General features: G+C 69.9%; 11 protein-coding genes. 5 read left to right on the top strand and 6 right to left on the bottom strand.

Annotation, left to right across the window (positions count from 1 at the left end; genetic code table 11):
• Nucleotides 1-20: 20 nt before the first annotated feature.
• Nucleotides 21-2,564 carry an alpha-glucan family phosphorylase gene (glgP, locus tag F9C12_RS15685; protein WP_409466363.1) on the bottom strand — a complete coding sequence of 848 codons (2,544 nt, stop codon included), beginning with the start codon at nucleotides 2,562-2,564 and terminating at the stop codon, nucleotides 21-23.
• A gap of 128 nt (nucleotides 2,565-2,692) precedes the next feature.
• On the opposite strand from glgP, the gene F9C12_RS15690 reads away from it, so the two are divergent.
• A complete protein-coding gene (locus F9C12_RS15690) occupies nucleotides 2,693-4,135 on the top strand; it encodes a neutral zinc metallopeptidase (protein ID WP_409466364.1) in 1,443 nt (480 codons plus the stop codon).
• 46 nt (nucleotides 4,136-4,181) lie between these two features.
• On the opposite strand, the gene F9C12_RS15695 is transcribed toward F9C12_RS15690, so the two are convergent.
• The gene (locus tag F9C12_RS15695; RefSeq protein ID WP_409182705.1) at nucleotides 4,182-5,156 is read right to left on the bottom strand and encodes a tetratricopeptide repeat protein; all 975 of its coding nucleotides are present in this window, start codon (nucleotides 5,154-5,156) and stop codon (nucleotides 4,182-4,184) included.
• 116 nt (nucleotides 5,157-5,272) lie between these two features.
• On the opposite strand from F9C12_RS15695, the gene F9C12_RS15700 reads away from it, so the two are divergent.
• On the top strand, nucleotides 5,273-5,680 hold the full coding sequence (locus F9C12_RS15700) for a hypothetical protein (protein WP_409466365.1): 408 nt from the start codon (nucleotides 5,273-5,275) through the stop codon (nucleotides 5,678-5,680).
• A 1-nt stretch (nucleotide 5,681) separates the two neighbouring features.
• Here the strand turns inward: F9C12_RS15700 and F9C12_RS15705 are convergent, their stop codons facing one another.
• The gene (locus F9C12_RS15705; protein WP_409182707.1) at nucleotides 5,682-5,987 is read right to left on the bottom strand and encodes an MTH1187 family thiamine-binding protein; all 306 of its coding nucleotides are present in this window, start codon (nucleotides 5,985-5,987) and stop codon (nucleotides 5,682-5,684) included.
• Nucleotides 5,988-6,057: 70 nt separating this feature from the next.
• Between F9C12_RS15705 and F9C12_RS15710 the strand changes: the two genes are divergently transcribed.
• Nucleotides 6,058-6,558 (top strand): MarR family winged helix-turn-helix transcriptional regulator, encoded by a 501-nt coding sequence (locus tag F9C12_RS15710; protein WP_009073908.1) that lies wholly within the window; start codon nucleotides 6,058-6,060, stop codon nucleotides 6,556-6,558.
• 51 nt (nucleotides 6,559-6,609) lie between these two features.
• On the opposite strand, the gene F9C12_RS15715 is transcribed toward F9C12_RS15710, so the two are convergent.
• The 3 genes from F9C12_RS15715 to F9C12_RS15725 form a co-directional block, all read right to left on the bottom strand.
• Entirely contained in the window at nucleotides 6,610-6,978 is a 369-nt protein-coding gene (locus F9C12_RS15715; RefSeq protein WP_409182708.1) for a DUF3817 domain-containing protein, read from the bottom strand.
• A 312-nt stretch (nucleotides 6,979-7,290) separates the two neighbouring features.
• Nucleotides 7,291-9,678, bottom strand: a complete 2,388-nt coding sequence (locus F9C12_RS15720; RefSeq protein WP_409466366.1) for a GH92 family glycosyl hydrolase — start codon at nucleotides 9,676-9,678, stop codon at nucleotides 7,291-7,293.
• 75 nt (nucleotides 9,679-9,753) lie between these two features.
• Complete coding sequence (locus tag F9C12_RS15725) at nucleotides 9,754-13,014, bottom strand: GH92 family glycosyl hydrolase (protein ID WP_409466367.1); 3,261 nt, start codon at nucleotides 13,012-13,014, stop codon at nucleotides 9,754-9,756.
• 317 nt (nucleotides 13,015-13,331) lie between these two features.
• Here F9C12_RS15725 and F9C12_RS15730 point away from each other — a divergent pair, with 317 nt between their 5' ends.
• Nucleotides 13,332-14,315 (top strand): LacI family DNA-binding transcriptional regulator, encoded by a 984-nt coding sequence (locus F9C12_RS15730; protein WP_409182710.1) that lies wholly within the window; start codon nucleotides 13,332-13,334, stop codon nucleotides 14,313-14,315.
• Complete coding sequence (locus tag F9C12_RS15735) at nucleotides 14,312-15,349, top strand: class I mannose-6-phosphate isomerase (protein WP_409466368.1); 1,038 nt, start codon at nucleotides 14,312-14,314, stop codon at nucleotides 15,347-15,349. Before F9C12_RS15730 ends, F9C12_RS15735 begins: the two co-directional genes overlap by 4 nt.

Here is a 15,349-nt window from a genome sequence, read left to right on the forward strand (position 1 = left end):
GGCTTCCGCCGTCGACCGGTTCAGGCGAGCACGACGCGCGCCAGCTCCGCCGGGCTGGCCAGCAGCGGGTGCTTGGGCAGCACCCGCACCGTGTAGCCGACCGAGCCGGCGCGCGGCAGCCGCAGGGTCGCGGCGAACGCGCCGATGCCGTCCGGGATCATCGGCACCTGCACCGAATCCGCGAGTTCGTCCCCGTCGCCGACCTGGCCGACCACGGCTTGGATGTCCACTTCGGACGGATCGAGCCCGGCGAGGTCGATCCGGGCGCGGATGGTGACCTCGGTGCCCACCACGAGCCGTTCGGTGTGGTCGTACTGGAGTTCGGCGTCGAAGATCCGCACGCGCGGCCAGGCGACCTCCAGTTTGGTCCGGTAGTCGGCCAGCGAAAGCGCGCCCTGGTGGCCGTTGCCGGTGGCGGCGGCCACCATCCGCGACGCGGGCAGGTAACCGGAATCGACGTACTCGCGCACCATCCGCGACGCCTGCACGCGCGGGCCCAGCGTTTCGAGCGTGTGCCACACCATCGCGAGCCAGCCGGTCGGCACGCCGTCCTCGCCGGTGTCGTAGTACAGCGGCGCGATCTGCTGGCCGAGCAGGTCGTACAGCGCCGCGGCTTCGAGGTCGTCGCGGCGGAGCGGGTCGGTGACGCCGTCCGCGGTGGGGATGGCCCAGCCGTTCGAGCCGTCGTAGCACTCGTCCCACCAGCCGTCCTTGATGGACAGGTTGAGGCCGCCGTTGAGCGCGCTCTTCATGCCCGACGTGCCGCACGCCTCCAGCGTCCGCACCGGGTTGTTCAGCCACACGTCGCAGCCGCGGTAGAGGTAGCGGGCCATCGACATGTCGTAGTCCGGCAGGAAGACGATCCGGTGCCGCACCGCGGGATCGTCGACGAACCGCACGATCTGCTGGATCAGCTGCTTGCCGTTCTCGTCGGCGGGATGCGATTTGCCGCCGATCACGATCTGGATCGGCCGTTTTTCGTCCAGCAGCAGCGCGCGCAGCCGGTCCGGATCGCGCAGCATCAGCGTGAGCCGCTTGTACGTCGGCACGCGGCGGGCGAAGCCGACGGTCAGCACGTCCGGATCGAAAACGCGGTCGGTCCAGCCCAGTTCCAGCGCTGAGGCGCCGCGCTGCATCCACGCCGCGCGCACCCGCCGCCGGACCTCGCCGACCAGCTTCTCCCGCAGTTCCCGGCGCAGTTCCCACAGCTGCTGGTCGCTGACGCCGTCGCGCAGCGAACTGTCCGGCGTGCGTCCTTCGTGGCCGAACTCCTCGTGGTTGCCGCCGAGCAGCGCGCTCAGCTCGCGCGCCACCCAGGTCGGCCCGTGCACGCCGTTGGTGATGGACGAGATCGGCACCTCGGCCTCGTCGAAACCGGGCCACAGCCGGGAAAACATCCGGCGCGTGACGCGGCCGTGCAGTTCGGAGACGCCGTTCGCGCGCTGCGCCAGCCGCAGTCCCATGTGCGCCATGTTGAACAGGCCGGGGTTGTCCTCCGCGCCGAGCTGCAGCACGCGCCGGACGTCGACGTCCGGGACGAGCCTGCCGTCGGAGAAATACCGCTGCACGAGGTCGACCGGGAAACGGTCGATGCCCGCGCTGACCGGGGTGTGGGTGGTGAACACGGTGCCGGCGCGGACCGCGGGCAGCGCCTCGTCGAAGGCGAGCCCGTCGGACTGGATGATCTCGCGGGCGCGCTCCAGCCCGAGGAATCCGGCGTGGCCCTCGTTGGTGTGGAACACCTTCGGCTGCGGATGCCCGGTCAGCTCGCAGAACTTCCGCACCGCGCGGAACCCGCCGATGCCGGCCAGGATCTCCTGCCGGATCCGGTGGTCGGCGTCGCCCCCGTAGAGCCGGTCGGTGACCGAGCGGAGGTCCTCGTCGTTGGCCTCGATGTCGGTGTCGAGCAGCAGCAGCGGGATCCGGCCGACGCGCGCCCGCCACATCTGCGCGCGCAGGTCCCGCCCGCCCGGCATGGCGACCTCGACCAGCACCGGGCGGCCGGCCTCGGTCACCAGCTCCAGCGGGAAGGCGTTCGGGTCGATCACCGGGTAGTGCTCGACCTGCCAGCCGTCGAGCGACAGGCCCTGGCGGAAGTAGCCGGACCGGTACAGCAGGCCGACGCCGACCATCGGCACGCCGAGGTCCGAAGCCGCCTTGAGGTGGTCGCCGGCGAGCACGCCGAGGCCGCCGGAGTAGTTCGGCAGCGCCTCGGTGACCCCGAACTCCATCGAGAAGTACGCGACCGCCTGCGGCAGGCCCTCATCGGTGCGCCGCTGGTACCAGCGCGGTTCGGTGAGGTAGCGCTCCAGCCCGGCCGCGGCCTCGCGGGTGCGGCGCAGGAAGTCCTCGTCCTTCGCCAGCTCCTCGAGCCGCTCCGGCGGCAGCGCGGTGAGCATGCGCAGCGGGTCGCGGATCTTGTTGAACAGCTCGGCGTCCATCGAGGCGAACAGGTCGCGCGTCGGCGGATGCCAGGTCCAGCGGAGGTTGGTCGCGAGTGCGCCGAGCCCGGCGAGCGGCTCGGGCAGGCTGGCGCGGACGGTGAACCGGCGAACTGCACGCATGGTCAGCGACGATATCCGGCCCGCTTCGCGCGCGCTCGCACCCCACTTCGGGGATTGTCCGCGCAGTGCGCCGTCCGGGTCAGTAATGTCCGGGTTCGTTGTCGGACGCGGAAGTGGAACGAGGGAACATGAGCCGAGGGGGACGCCGGTACGCGCTGGTCGCGCTGGTCGCGGCGACCGTGCTGGGGACGGCCGCGTGCGGGGACAAGGCTCCCGCGGCGACGCCGGGCGCCGGGAACGTCGCCGGGCTGCCGGTCACGCACTTCGAGAGCGGGCTGCGTTCCGGCGCGCCGAAGCCGGACCTGCGGGTGCGCAACGCCGGCGGCGGCGAGGACGACCAGCTGGCCACCGCCGCGATCGCGGACGTGCAGGCGTACTGGAGCGAGGCGCTGCCCGCGGAGTTCGGCGGCAAGCAGTTCGAGCCGGTCAAGTCGCTGCTGTCGTACGACTCGAAGCGCGACACCGAGGACACCGCGTGCGGCAGCGTCAAGCAGCTGGTGAACGCGTTCTACTGCGCGGGCGACGATTCGGTGGCGTGGGACCGCGGCGTGCTGCTGCCGATGCTGCGCAAGCGGTTCGGCCCGATGGCGGTGGTGACCGTGCTGGCGCACGAGTTCGGCCACGCGATCCAGTACCGGCTCGGGGCCGCGGCGGGGATCTCGAAGTCGACGCCGACCGTCGTGAAGGAACAGCAGGCGGACTGCTTCGCCGGCGGGTACTTCCGGTGGGTCGCCGAGGACAAGAGCAAGTTCTACCGGGTGTCGACGGCGGAGGGGCTGGACCAGATCCTGGCGGCGATGTTCTTCATCCGCGACCAGGCCGGGACCAGCGCGACGGACCGGCAGGCGCACGGGACCGCGTTCGACCGGACGTACGCGTTCCAGGCCGGGTTCGAGAAGGGGCCGAAGGAATGCGCGGGGATGAACGCGCAGAACGTGCAGAAGCGGTTGACCGAGCGGCCGTTCGACTCCGGGGACCGGGGGAAGGGCGACGTCCGGTTCGACGAGCAGCTGCTGGCCAGGGTGAAGGCCAGCCTTGACGAGGCGTTCAAGGGGGCCGGGGTGCAGGGGCCGCAGTTCCGGGCCGGGTCGGGCAGCTGCCCCGGCGGGCCGAGCACGCCGCCCGCGTCTTATTGCCCCAACGACAACACGGTGGCTTTCGACCAGCGGGCATTGGAGCGGCTGGCCGAGCCGGTGGACCAGGAAGCCGAGATGGCCGGGAAGGCCGGGGGCGGGCTCGGCGACTTCGCCGCTTTCGCCGAGCTGGCGTCGCGGTATGCGATCGGGGTGCAGAAGGGCGTGGGGGCGTCGATCGACACGCCCAATGCCGGGCTGCGGACGGCCTGTCTGGTGGGGGCTTGGGCAGCGTTCTCGAACCATCCGACCGGGGGTGTGAAGCTGAAGCTCTCCTCCGGGGATCTGGACGAGGCGATCGCGGACTTGCTGCGGCCGGACGGGCTGGTGTCGGCGAACGTGAACGGCGAGCGGCCGGACAGCGGGTTCGACCGGGTCGAGGCGCTGCGGCGGGGATATCTCGAGGGCTCGTCTTCCTGCTCGAAGCTGTACGCCTGACAGCGAAAAGGGCCGCACCCGTTCCGGTGCGGCCCTTTTCGTCAGCTCAGAACAGGGCGCTCGCCAGGTCCCGCCGGGCCTTCGAGACCCGCTCGTCGGCCGGGTCGAAGAGGTCGAACAACGCCACCAGGTGTTCCCGGACCCGGTTGCGGTCGTCGCCGGAGGTGCGGCGGACGACGTCGACCAACCGCCGGAACGCGCCTTCCACGTCCTGCTCCGCGATGTCCAGGTCGGCGGCCGCGAGCTGGGCGTCGATGTCCTTCGGGTCGGCCGCGGCCTTCTCGCGGGCGCTCGGGTCGGCCGCTTCGGCGCGGGCGGTGAACTTGACCTGGGCCAGGGCGTTCTTCGCCAGTTCGTTGGCCGGTTCGGCGTCCAGGATGCGCTCGTACGCGGCCTGCGCGGCGGCGTAGTCGCCCCGTTCGAAGGCTTCCTCGGCCTCGGTGAAGCGCGGGTCTTCCGGCTCCTCCACCGGGCCGCGGGCCTCTTCGGCGGCGCGGATGCCGGGCAGGCGGTCGCGCAGGGCGTCGAGCAGCGAGCCCAGCCACTTGCGGATTTCCGGCTCCGGCAGCGCGCCGGAGAAGGCGTCCACGGGCTGGCCGCCGGCGATGGCGACGATCGTCGGGATCGACTGGGCTCCGAAGAGCTGCGCGATGCGCGGGTTGGCGTCCACGTCGACCTTCGCGAGCACCCAGGCGCCGCCCGCTTCGCCGGCCAGGCGTTCCAGCACCGGGCTCAGCTGCTTGCACGGCCCGCACCATTCGGCCCACAGGTCGACGACCACGAGCTGGTTGAGCGAGCGTTCGACGACGTCGGCCTGGAAGGTGGCCTCGGTGACCTCGAGCACCGCGTCCGAGGGCGGCGCGGAGGCACTCGGCTCGCCGCCGGACGGGCGCGCGGGCGGGGCCTGCGGCTGGTTCCGGTTCGCCTCCGCCCTGGCTTTGAGCGCGGACAGGTCGACCGCGCCGGACAACGCGGCGGACAACGCCGCTGAGTTCGCTGCAGATCCGCGTGGGTGTGTCACGCCCTCCATCCTGGCACGCCTCGCCGCGAGAGTTCAGCAGCAGCCCCGAGGTTCGCTTTTGGCATGGGCACCCCGCTGAGGCATGCTTCCGGCGAGGACAACGAGGAGGCCCGAGGATGCTGAGCCGGCGCAACGCCACGGTGGCCGCCGCCGTGGTGGTCGCGGTCGCGTGGATTGCCAGCATCACGCTGACCGTCGCGCACCAGGACCCGCCGGGTGCGGCGTCCCCGCCGGAACTGCGCGCGGAACTGACCGCCGCGCTGGCCGGGCGGGACGCGGACGCGCTCGCCGGGCTCTTCGACGTCCCCGGTTCCGGCGGCGACGATCTCGCGAAGGACTACGTCAACGTCCTCAAGGACGGCAACGCACACGACCTCTCCGTGCAGCTTTCCCCGGACGAACACTCCCCCACGACCGCCGTCGTGCGCGGGAAGACCGGCACCGGCGAGCAGTTCAGCTACCGGCTCGCGGTGACCAGCGCCAAAGGACGCTGGACCGTCGCCTTCACCCCGCCGATCCCGTAGCTCAGTCCTCGCGCAGGTGCGCTTCCACCCGCTCGACCTTCGCGGTCAGCTGGCCGGAGTCGTAACCGGGACGGATGTCGGCCTTCAGCACCAGCCCGACCCGCGCCGAGCCCTCGCCCGCGGCCTCGACCGCCTTTTTCACGACCGCCATCACCTCGTCCCACTCACCTTCGACTTCGGTGAACATGGAACTGGTCGAGTTCGGCAGCCCGGATTCGCGCACCACCTTCACCGCGCGCGCGACGGCCTCGCTCACTCCGCCGTCCGGCTCCGCCGCCGAGGGGCTCACGCTGAACGCGACGATCATGTGGCTTCCTTTCCCTGTTCTCCCATACCGACCCCCACGACCGGGGTACCCGCTGGTAGCTTCGGTTGCCATGAACCGTCCGCTGCCGTTCGATCCGATCGCCCGTGCCGCGCAGCTGTGGGAAGACCGGATCGGCCCGGCCGGAACCATGGCCGCGGTCACCGGTGTGATGCGGGTGCAGCAGATCATCCAGTCGGCGGTCGACGGCGCGCTGAAGCCGCACGGCCTCACCTTCGCCCGCTACGAGGCGCTCGTGCTGCTCACCTTCTCCCGCAACGCGCGGCTGCCGATGCGGGTGATGGGCGAACGGCTGCAACTGCATCCCACCAGCGTCACCAACATAGTGGACCGGCTCGAACGCGACGGGCTCGTCAAGCGCGTGCCGCATCCCACCGACCGGCGCACCACGCTCGTCGAGATCACCGACGAGGGCCGCGCGCTGCGGGAGGCCGCCACCGCCGCGGTGACCGACATCGACTTCGGGCTCACCGGGCTCACCGAGCGGCAGGTGGAGCAGCTGACCGAGCTGCTCACCAAGGTCCGCAAGTCCGCGGGCGACTTCACCTCGTAACGCACGAAGGGCCCACGCGGTCGTCGCGTGGGCCCTCCGGAAAAGCGAAGATCAGGCGTTCACAGTCTCGCGCGTGCGCACGAAGAGGCCGACGCCGCCGTGGGACAGCCGCTGCGGGCCGTCGAGCTTGCCGTTGCGCAGCGCCCACTTCTCGAACAGCCAGGTGAACAGCGGCGGGATGCTCGCGAGCAGCGCCAGCGTCAGCGTCTTGCCGCGCCAGCCCAGCGGCTTCGCCACGGACAGGGAGGTGATCACGTACAGGACGAAGACGACGCCGTGCACCATGCCGAGGACGGGAACGCCGCCCTCATTGGACGCGTCGACGACGTACTTGAGAAACATCCCGATCAGCAAGCCGAGCCAGGACAGAGCCTCGGCGACTGCGGCCACGCGGAACACGAGAGCGGCCTTGCTGGACACGACATCCTCCTGTGCGTCACCTGGTGCGTGCTGACTGCACACACAAAAACACGTCCGACGGACTGTCCAAGGCGGACGGAACCGCCTGGCGTCAACAGCACTGTCGAACGGGTATGAGACCAGTGTGAGGCGTGACCGGCCTCACCGGAACACCGGGGCCCGTGACTCTGGTCACGAGCGATCGCGGCAAAGGTCTGCACCAATTCCGGACGGCAGGCGGAAACGGGCGGGAAATGCCCGGTTAACGGGAAAGACCGCCTCCCGATCCCAAGATCCGGGAGGCGGTCTTCACCGACTGTCCACGATCGAACACTAACCGGCACAAGGAGAAGGCGGCGCGGACGAGCGTGACGTTCCCCACGTGGCTCGCGGCGCGTCGCCGGTCAGCGAGAAGTCCAGAGTGGACCCGCGGCGCAGTTGTTCGAGGCTGACGAACGTTTTGTCCGACGCCGTGCCGTTGACGCGCAGCCCGGAGACGTACTGCAGCTGCGCTCCGTGCGCGCCGCGCGCGGTGATGGTGACGTCGCGGCCGTTCGGCAGGTGCAGCACGGACTTGGCGAACCGCGGCGCGTTGAGCACGAAGTCGCCGGTGCCCGGGACGGCCGGGTAGAGGCCGAGCGCGCTGAAGACGTACCAGGCGGACATGGTGCCGAGGTCGTCGTTGCCGGTGACGCCGTTGGGGGCGTTCGTGAACAGCGTGTGCGCGGCCCGCACGACCGCGGAGGTCTTCCACGGCTGCCCGGTGAGCGTGTACATCCACGGCGAGTGCAAATCGGGCTCGTTGTTGGGGTTGTAGCGGAACTGGCGGTAGTAGTCGTACGGGCCGACGACCCACTTCTCGTGCGCGGTCTTCGCCGGGTCCTTCACCAGGTCGTCGTAGGCGAAGAAGTCGTCGAGCCGCTTGCCCGCGTTGGCCGCGCCGCCCATCTTCGCGACCAGGCCGGGCACGTCCTGCTGCACCAGCCACTGGTACTGCCACGCGGTGCCTTCGTGGAAGCCATCCTGGCCCTGCGGGCTGTACGGGCCGTCGGCCGGGGTGTACCAGCTGCCGCCGCTCACCTTCGGGCGGAAGTAGCCGGTGAAGCCGCGGTCGGTCACCGACGGATCCCACAGCGTCGCGTACGTCCGGCCCTTGGCCGCCAGCTGCTTCGCGTCTTGCTCGCGGCCGAGCGCGGAGGCCATCACGGAGAGGGAGCAGTCGGCGAGGGCGTACTCCAGCGTGGCGGACGCGCCGTGGGCCGGGTCGGTGTCCTGGCCCTTTTTCGGGAAGTTCGGGTCGTACTGGACGAATCCGTCGGCCTGGTAGCTCGCGTTGCCGGAGCGGCCCTGGAACGGCGACGACGCGGGCGGGATCTCGCGGGAGTTCTGCAGCAGCGCTTGGTAGGCGTGCGTTTCGTTGCCGCTCAGCGCGCCGAATCGCCACAGGTCGACCAGGAACGGCGTGACGGGATCACCGGTCATGGTGTTCGTTTCCTGGCTCGCGTACGCCCAGCGCGGGAGCCAGCCGCCCTGGTCGTGGATGGCGAGGATGCTCTTCGCGATGTCGCGGGCCCGGTCCGGTTTGAGCAGGGCCAGCAGCTGGTTTTGCGAGCGGTAAGTGTCCCAGAGGGAGAAGAAGTCGTAGTACGTCCAGCCGATCGCGCGGTGGATCTTCTTGTCGAAGCCGTAGTACCGGCCGTCTGCGTCGTTCGCGGTCAGCGGTTGCAAGAAGGCGTGGTAGAGCGAGGTGTAGAAGACCGTGCGGTCGTCCGGGGTGCCGCCGGTGATGTCCACACTGGACAGTTCGCGCCGCCAGTCCCGCTGGACGTCGTTCTTCACCGCGTCGAACGGACGGACGCGCGAGGCGGCGAGGTTCGTGTCCGCGCCGCGAGCGTCCACTTGGGAAATCGACGTGGTGGCAGTGACTTGGCCGCCCTTCGGGAAGGTCAGCCATGCGCCGCGCAAGCCCGCGCCGCCCTGTGCCGAGCGGCTGCCCGGCGTGCCGCCCTCCGGCGACCACGTGCCGTAGGAAGAGAACGGCTGGTCGAATTTCGTGGTGAAGTAAGTGGTGTAGGGCTTTCCGCCGCAGAAGGCTTGGGATTCGACGGTGCCCGCGATGGTGTGGTCGTCGACGATCCGGACGCTGCTGCCGGTGACCGGCTCCTTCGCGTTGGCCTGTCCGACATTCACGAAAACGTTGGCCGGGCCGGGTTTCGCGAATGTGTACCGTTCGACGCCGCTGCGGGTGCTGGCGGTGGTTTCGACGTCGATGCCGCCGTAGCCGGTGAGATGCACTTTGTAGTAGCCGGGTTTGCCGACTTCGCCTTCGTGTGTGTACGGCGCGGCGTATTTGGTTTGGTCGAAGGTCGCGGGCTTGCTGGTGTCGAAAGCCGCGCCCGGGCCGATTTCGCCGGTGGTGGGCAGCATGGACACCAGGCCGCCTTGTTCCCAGCAACCCGCCCCGGACAGGAAGAAATGGCCGAAGCCGCGGATCGCGGTGTCGGTGTAGAGGTATCCGGCGTAATGCGTGGTGATCGGGCTGGATTGCACCATGCCGAACGGCGCGGAGGCGCCCGGGAAAGTGTTGCCCTCATCTTGCGTGCCGATGAAGGTGTTGACCGCGTCCAGCGGATCTGCTGGACGCGCTTGTGCCGCCACCGGCGTGAGCCCGGCCGCGGTCACCGCGAGCGCCAGCGCGCCCGCCAAAACCCTGCTCCTCATGAGACTCCTCTGGGAAAAGTCCGTGAGGGGAACCCTGAAGGAAGCTGAGTCCCTCAGGGTTCCCCTCACGGAAGGTCAGCCCGCGGCGATGGCGAAGACGTGCAGGTCTCCGCCGCTGACGCCGCTCGGCAGTGTCACGCTCGCGACGGTTTTGCCCGCGGCCAGCGTGATCGGCGCGGTGGCGAACACCATCGTGCGGATCTGCTGCGGGTCGCCGCCCGCGGAGTTGCGGTACGGCGTGGACAGGACGATCCGGTTGCCGAACGCCGGCTGCGCTCCGCCGCCGCCCAGGGTCCAGTCGGAGAATCCGATGGTGGCGGTCGACTTGCTGCCGTCGGTGTAGGTGACGGTGAGCGTGCCTTGGGCGTTGCCGTTGCTGGCCGCGCCGAGCAGCGCGAGCCGTCCCGAACCGGTGAGGTTGATCGTCTGCCCTGCGGCGACCACGTTGTCCGGGTCGCCCACCGGGTACGACGGCCAGGTGAAGTTCAGCCCGTCGCTCGACACCGTGCTGCCCGGCTTGGCCCCGGCCTTGGCCAGCGCGTCCGCGGAGTAGCTCCAGCCGCCGCCGTCGAAGTTGCCCGCCGCCGAGTTCGCGTCCGGTGACAGACCGGTGTTGTTCACCGTGGCCAGCCAGCTGTTCGGCTTCGCCACCAGGACGGTCAGCACCGCCTGGACGTCCGCGAGACCCGGCGAGGAGAAGGTGACCGGGATCCGGCGCGGGCCGTCGGAGGTGCCCGCCGGAACGCTCACCGTCACGTCAGCGTGCCCCTTGCCCGCCGCCGGGACCTGGACGGAACCGGTCGCCGGGGTCAGCGTGATGCCGTCCGCGCTGCCCGCCGAATAGGTCCAGGTCCTCGCGGTGCCGGACAGGTCCTGCACGCCCACCGAAGCGGTCGCGGTCGTGCCAGCGGGCACCACCGCGCGTGCCGGGTCCACAAAGGACAGGCTCGGCTTCTCCTGCTCGCGGAACGACGGCGGCGCGTCGGCCGGAGCGGAACCCCACGCGGTCGCGGTCGTCGAGCGGGTGAAGTCCAGCTTGCCGCCCTGAGATATCAATCCTTCCGGCAGCCATGCCTTGCTGGCCGCACTGCCGTTCACCTTCAGGCCGCTGGTGTACTCGCCGGTGCCGGGAGCGTTGACGGTGATCTTCTTGCCCGCCCCGGTGGTCACCTCGGCGTGCGCGAATCGCGGGGTGGTCAGCACGGTTTCGGCGCGGCCCGGGATCTCCGGGTAGACGCCGAGCGCGGACCAGACATACCAGGAGGACATCTGCCCGAGGTCGTCGTTGCCGATCAGGCCTTCCGGACGCGGGTTGTACAGCTCGTCCATCGCCCGGCGAACGATGTTCTGCGTCTTCGCCGGAGCACCGGCGAACGAGTACACGTACGGCGCGTTCGAGTTCGGCTCGTTGCCCAGGAACGCGTACGGCTCATGGGTTCCGGCGTTCAGCTTGGTGAAGAACGTGTCCAAACGCGACTGCGTCGCGGTGTTGCCGCCGAACGCGGTCACGAGACCGGCGAGGTCGTACGGGACCATCCAGTCGTACTGCGCGCCGTTGCCCTCGACCCAGCCCTGCGAACTGGCCGGGTCGTAGTTCGCGGAGAACGAGCCGTCGGAGTTGCGCGGCTGCAGGTGTCCGCTGCCCGGGTTGTAGAGGTTCTGCCAGTACTGCGCGCGTTTCATGAACGTGGTGTACGTGGCGCTGTCGCCGAGCCGCTTCGCGAACTGGGCGATGGCGAAGTCCGCGCTCGTGTACTCCAGCGTGTCCGCCGCCGCGCCGGGCACGTAGCCGAGGCGCTGGTAGTCCTGCAGACCCGGACGCTCGACGTAACCCTGGGTCGGCTGCGTCGCGCCCTTGAGCATGAGCAGCAACGCTTTCTGCGCGTCGAAGTCACGCGCGCCGAACGCGTAGGCGCTGGAGACGATGATGTGGTACGGATCCCCGTTCATCACGCCGGTGTAGTCGTTCGCCACCGTCCAGCGGTCCCACGAACCGCCCTGTTCGGCGAAGGCCATCATCGAGCGCACGAGATCGGAGGTCTGCTTCGGCGCGATCGTGGCCAGCAACGGAACCTCGGAGCGGTAGATATCCCAACCGGAGATGTTGGTGTACATCGCGTGCCCGCGCTCCGCCTGGTGGATCCGGCCGTCGAAGCCGGGGTACCGGCCGTCCACATCGGAGAATACGTTCGGCTGGATCAGCGAGTGGTACAGCGAGGTGTAGAACGTCGTGGTGTCGGCGTCGCTGCCGCCGCTGACCTGGATCTTGCCGAGCTGGTCGTTCCACGCCTGCCGGGCGGACGCGGCCACCGCCTCGAACGACTTCTTGCCGTTGTTCTCCGCCTTCAGGTTCGCCTTCGCCCCGTCGACGGACACAAAGGACAGTCCAACTTGGACATTGACCTGTGCGCCGTTGAGGTTCGGGAACGTCACGTACCCGCCGCTGCCCGGTCCGCTGACCGTGGTGTCCTGCGGTTTCGCCGCGGCTGGACGCGCCAGCGAAGCGCCGATCCCGTTGGGCTGCGCGACTTTCGCCTTCGCGCCGCCGGTCTCCGCGGTCTTGCCCGGGGTCACCGCGCCGTTCTTCCACGTCCCGACGGACTCGAACGGGGTGTCGAACTTCGCCGAGAAATAGATCCGGTAGGAATCCTTGGCGCCGCAGAACCGGCCGCTGGTCGCCCAGCCGCTGATGGTGTCCTTGCCGATGCTGATCGACGCGTCGTCGGTGCCGTTGACCGAGCCGGAAGTGTTGACCAGCAACGTCGACGCCGCACCCGCCGGGTAGGTGAACCGGCCGGAACCGGTGCGCTGGGTCGCGGTCAGCTCGACCTTCGCGCCGTTGTCGAGGGCGACGTCGTACGCGCCCGCGGTCGCGTGCTCGTTCTGGTGCGAGAACGTCGAGGTGTAATGGCCCGGATCGGTCGCCGGCGACGTGCTGATCTCGCCGACGTACGGCATGAACGGCAGGTCCTGGTAGGTGGTGCAGCCCGCGCCGGAAAGGTGCGTGAGGCTGAACCCGGTGATCGTGGTGTCGTCGTAGAAATAGCCGCCCGGCTGGGATTTCTTCGTGTCCGGGCTCCACTGCACCATCCCGAACGGCGCGACCGCGCCGGGGAAGGTGTTGCCCGCGCCGCCGCCGGTTCCGTGGTCCGCGCCGCCGGGCCGGGTGCCGACGAACGGGTTCACCCACTTCGCCGGGTCGGCGGCTTTCGCGGAATCGGCCGGTGCGGGATCGGCCAGTGCGGGGGCGGCGGGGGCCAGGGAAGCCCCTGTCGCCACGACCGCGGATGTCAGGAAGATCAGTCCGGCTCTCCAGCGCGCTCGCGCCATCGCCATCGCCTCTCCAGTTCCTCCGGCGCGAACCCGCCGCCACCGACTCGAGGCATCGATGACAACCTTGTCGCGCACCGTCGATGCGGGCCACCTTGGGCAATGGCTCACCGGATCGTCAAGACCGCGGTGAGAGCCTGTCCGATTCGAGACAACGATGTCCACCATCCGCACCAGCGGATTCGGCGAAGCGGGCAGCCCGAAGCGGCAAGCATTGACAGCGCGGGCGCGGATGGTGTCCAATCCCCCGCATTATGACAACGTTGTCTCACTCGGGCCGGGACGCGGACGGGCTTCCCCGCCCCGCCAGCAGGCGGGCCACGATGAGCGATGTGGCGCGGCTGGCCGGCGTCAGCATCAAAACGGTGTCGCGGGTCGTCAACGACGAGCCCGCGGTGCATCCGGACACCGCCGAACGCGTGGTGGCCGCGATCGAACAGCTGGGGTTCCGGCGGAACCTCGGTGCCCGCAACCTGCGCCGCGGCTCGACCACCGGCACCATCGGCCTGGTCGTCGAGGACGTCGGCAACCCCTTCTACTCCGAGCTGAACCGCGCGGTGGAACGGATCGCGACGTCGTTCGGCAGGCACGTGCTGACCGGGTCGTCCGGCGAGAACTCCGACCGCGAACGCGAGCTGTCGCTGGAGTTCTGCGCGCGGCGCGTGGACGGGCTGCTGATCGTGCCCGCCGGGCTGCAGCACGGCTATCTGGTGCCGGAGATGCGCGCGGGCACGCCGGTGGTGTTCCTCGACCGCCCGGCCGGCGACATCGTGGCCGACACCGTGCTCGTCGACAACCTCGGCGGCACCATCGAGGCGGTCGGCCACCTCGTGCGGCACGGCCACCGCCGGATCGCGTTCCTCGGCGACAGCCCGGACATCTTCACCGCCGCCGAACGCCTGCGCGGGTTCCGGGAAGGCTGTGTGCGCAACGGGATCTCCTACGACGAGAGCCTCGTGGCGATGCAGACGCCGACGCCGGAAACCGTCGGACAGGCCGTGCGCAAGCTGGTCGACGGCCCGAATCCGGCCACCGCCGTGATCGCGGGCAACAACCGGGTCGCGGTGCACCTGCTGCGCGCGCTCGCGCACGCCGAACGACGGCCCGCCCTGGTGAGCTTCGACGATTTCGAACTGGCGGACCTGCTCGACCCGCCGGTCACCGTGATCGCCCACGACGTCAGCGCCCTCGGCCGCGCTGCGGCCGAGCTGCTGTTCGCCCGCATCCAGGGCGACCAGTCCGCCCCGAGAAAGGTAGTTCTGCCCGTGCACCTAGTCGCCCGCGGTTCCGGTGAGGCCGCCCTGTGACCCAGCACCTCGAGCCGGTCTCGCTCCCGGCCAACCAGCCGCCGCAGTTCTACCGGGGCGGCGACGCGATCGCCGCCCTGCGCGGGGCCAGCGGCACCGACTCGAAATTCGGGCCGGAGGACTGGGTCGGTTCCGTCACCACCATGTTCGGCCAGGAGACCAACGGCCTCACCAAGCTGCCCAGCGGGATCTGGCTGCGCGACGCGATCCGCGCGGACGCCGAGGCGTGGCTGGGCGCGGCGCACGTCGCCAAGCTCGGCGATTCGACCGGTCTGCTGGTGAAGCTGCTCGACGCCGGACAGCGGCTTCCGGTGCACTTCCACCCGTCGGATTCCTTCGCCCGCAAGCACTTCGACTCGCACTTCGGCAAGACCGAGGCGTGGATCGTGGTCGGCACCTACGGCGACGACCCGCGCGTGTACCCGGGTTTCCGGGAGACGCTGAGCAAGGAAACCGTCGCCGAGTGGACCCGCGAGCAGGACGCGCCGAGCATGCTGGGCGCGCTCAACAGCATCCCGGTTCAGCCCGGCGACACGGTCTACATCCCGGCCGGGCTGCCGCACGCGATCGGCGAGGGCGTGTTCGTGGTCGAACTGCAGCAGCCGACGGACTTCTCGCTGACCCTGGAATGGCGCGATTTCCTCGCCTCGCCGGAAAAGGGCCACCTCGGGATCGGCTTCGACACCGCGATCGAAACGCTCGACACCTCGGGCTGGGACGACGACCGGCTCAAGACGATCGTGAAGCACACCTCCGGCGCCGAAGCGACCACAGTGGACTTGCTCGCGCCGGACTCGGCGGAGTTCTTCCGCGCCGACCGGATCCAGTTGTCCGGCAACGCGTTCTCGCTCGACCCGTCGTTCAGCGTGCTCGTCGCGCTCGACGGCGAGGGCACCCTGCGCACCGAGAACGGCGGCGAGTTCCCGGTGGCCAAGGGCGACACCTACGCGGTGCCGTACTCCGCGGGCCAGACCGAACTGTCCGGCTCGCTCACCGTCATCCGCTGCCGTCCGCCCGCCCCGGAAAGGAGTTAG

Source organism: Amycolatopsis sp. GA6-003, assembly GCF_046267895.1.
In the GTDB taxonomy this organism is placed as follows: domain Bacteria; phylum Actinomycetota; class Actinomycetes; order Mycobacteriales; family Pseudonocardiaceae; genus Amycolatopsis.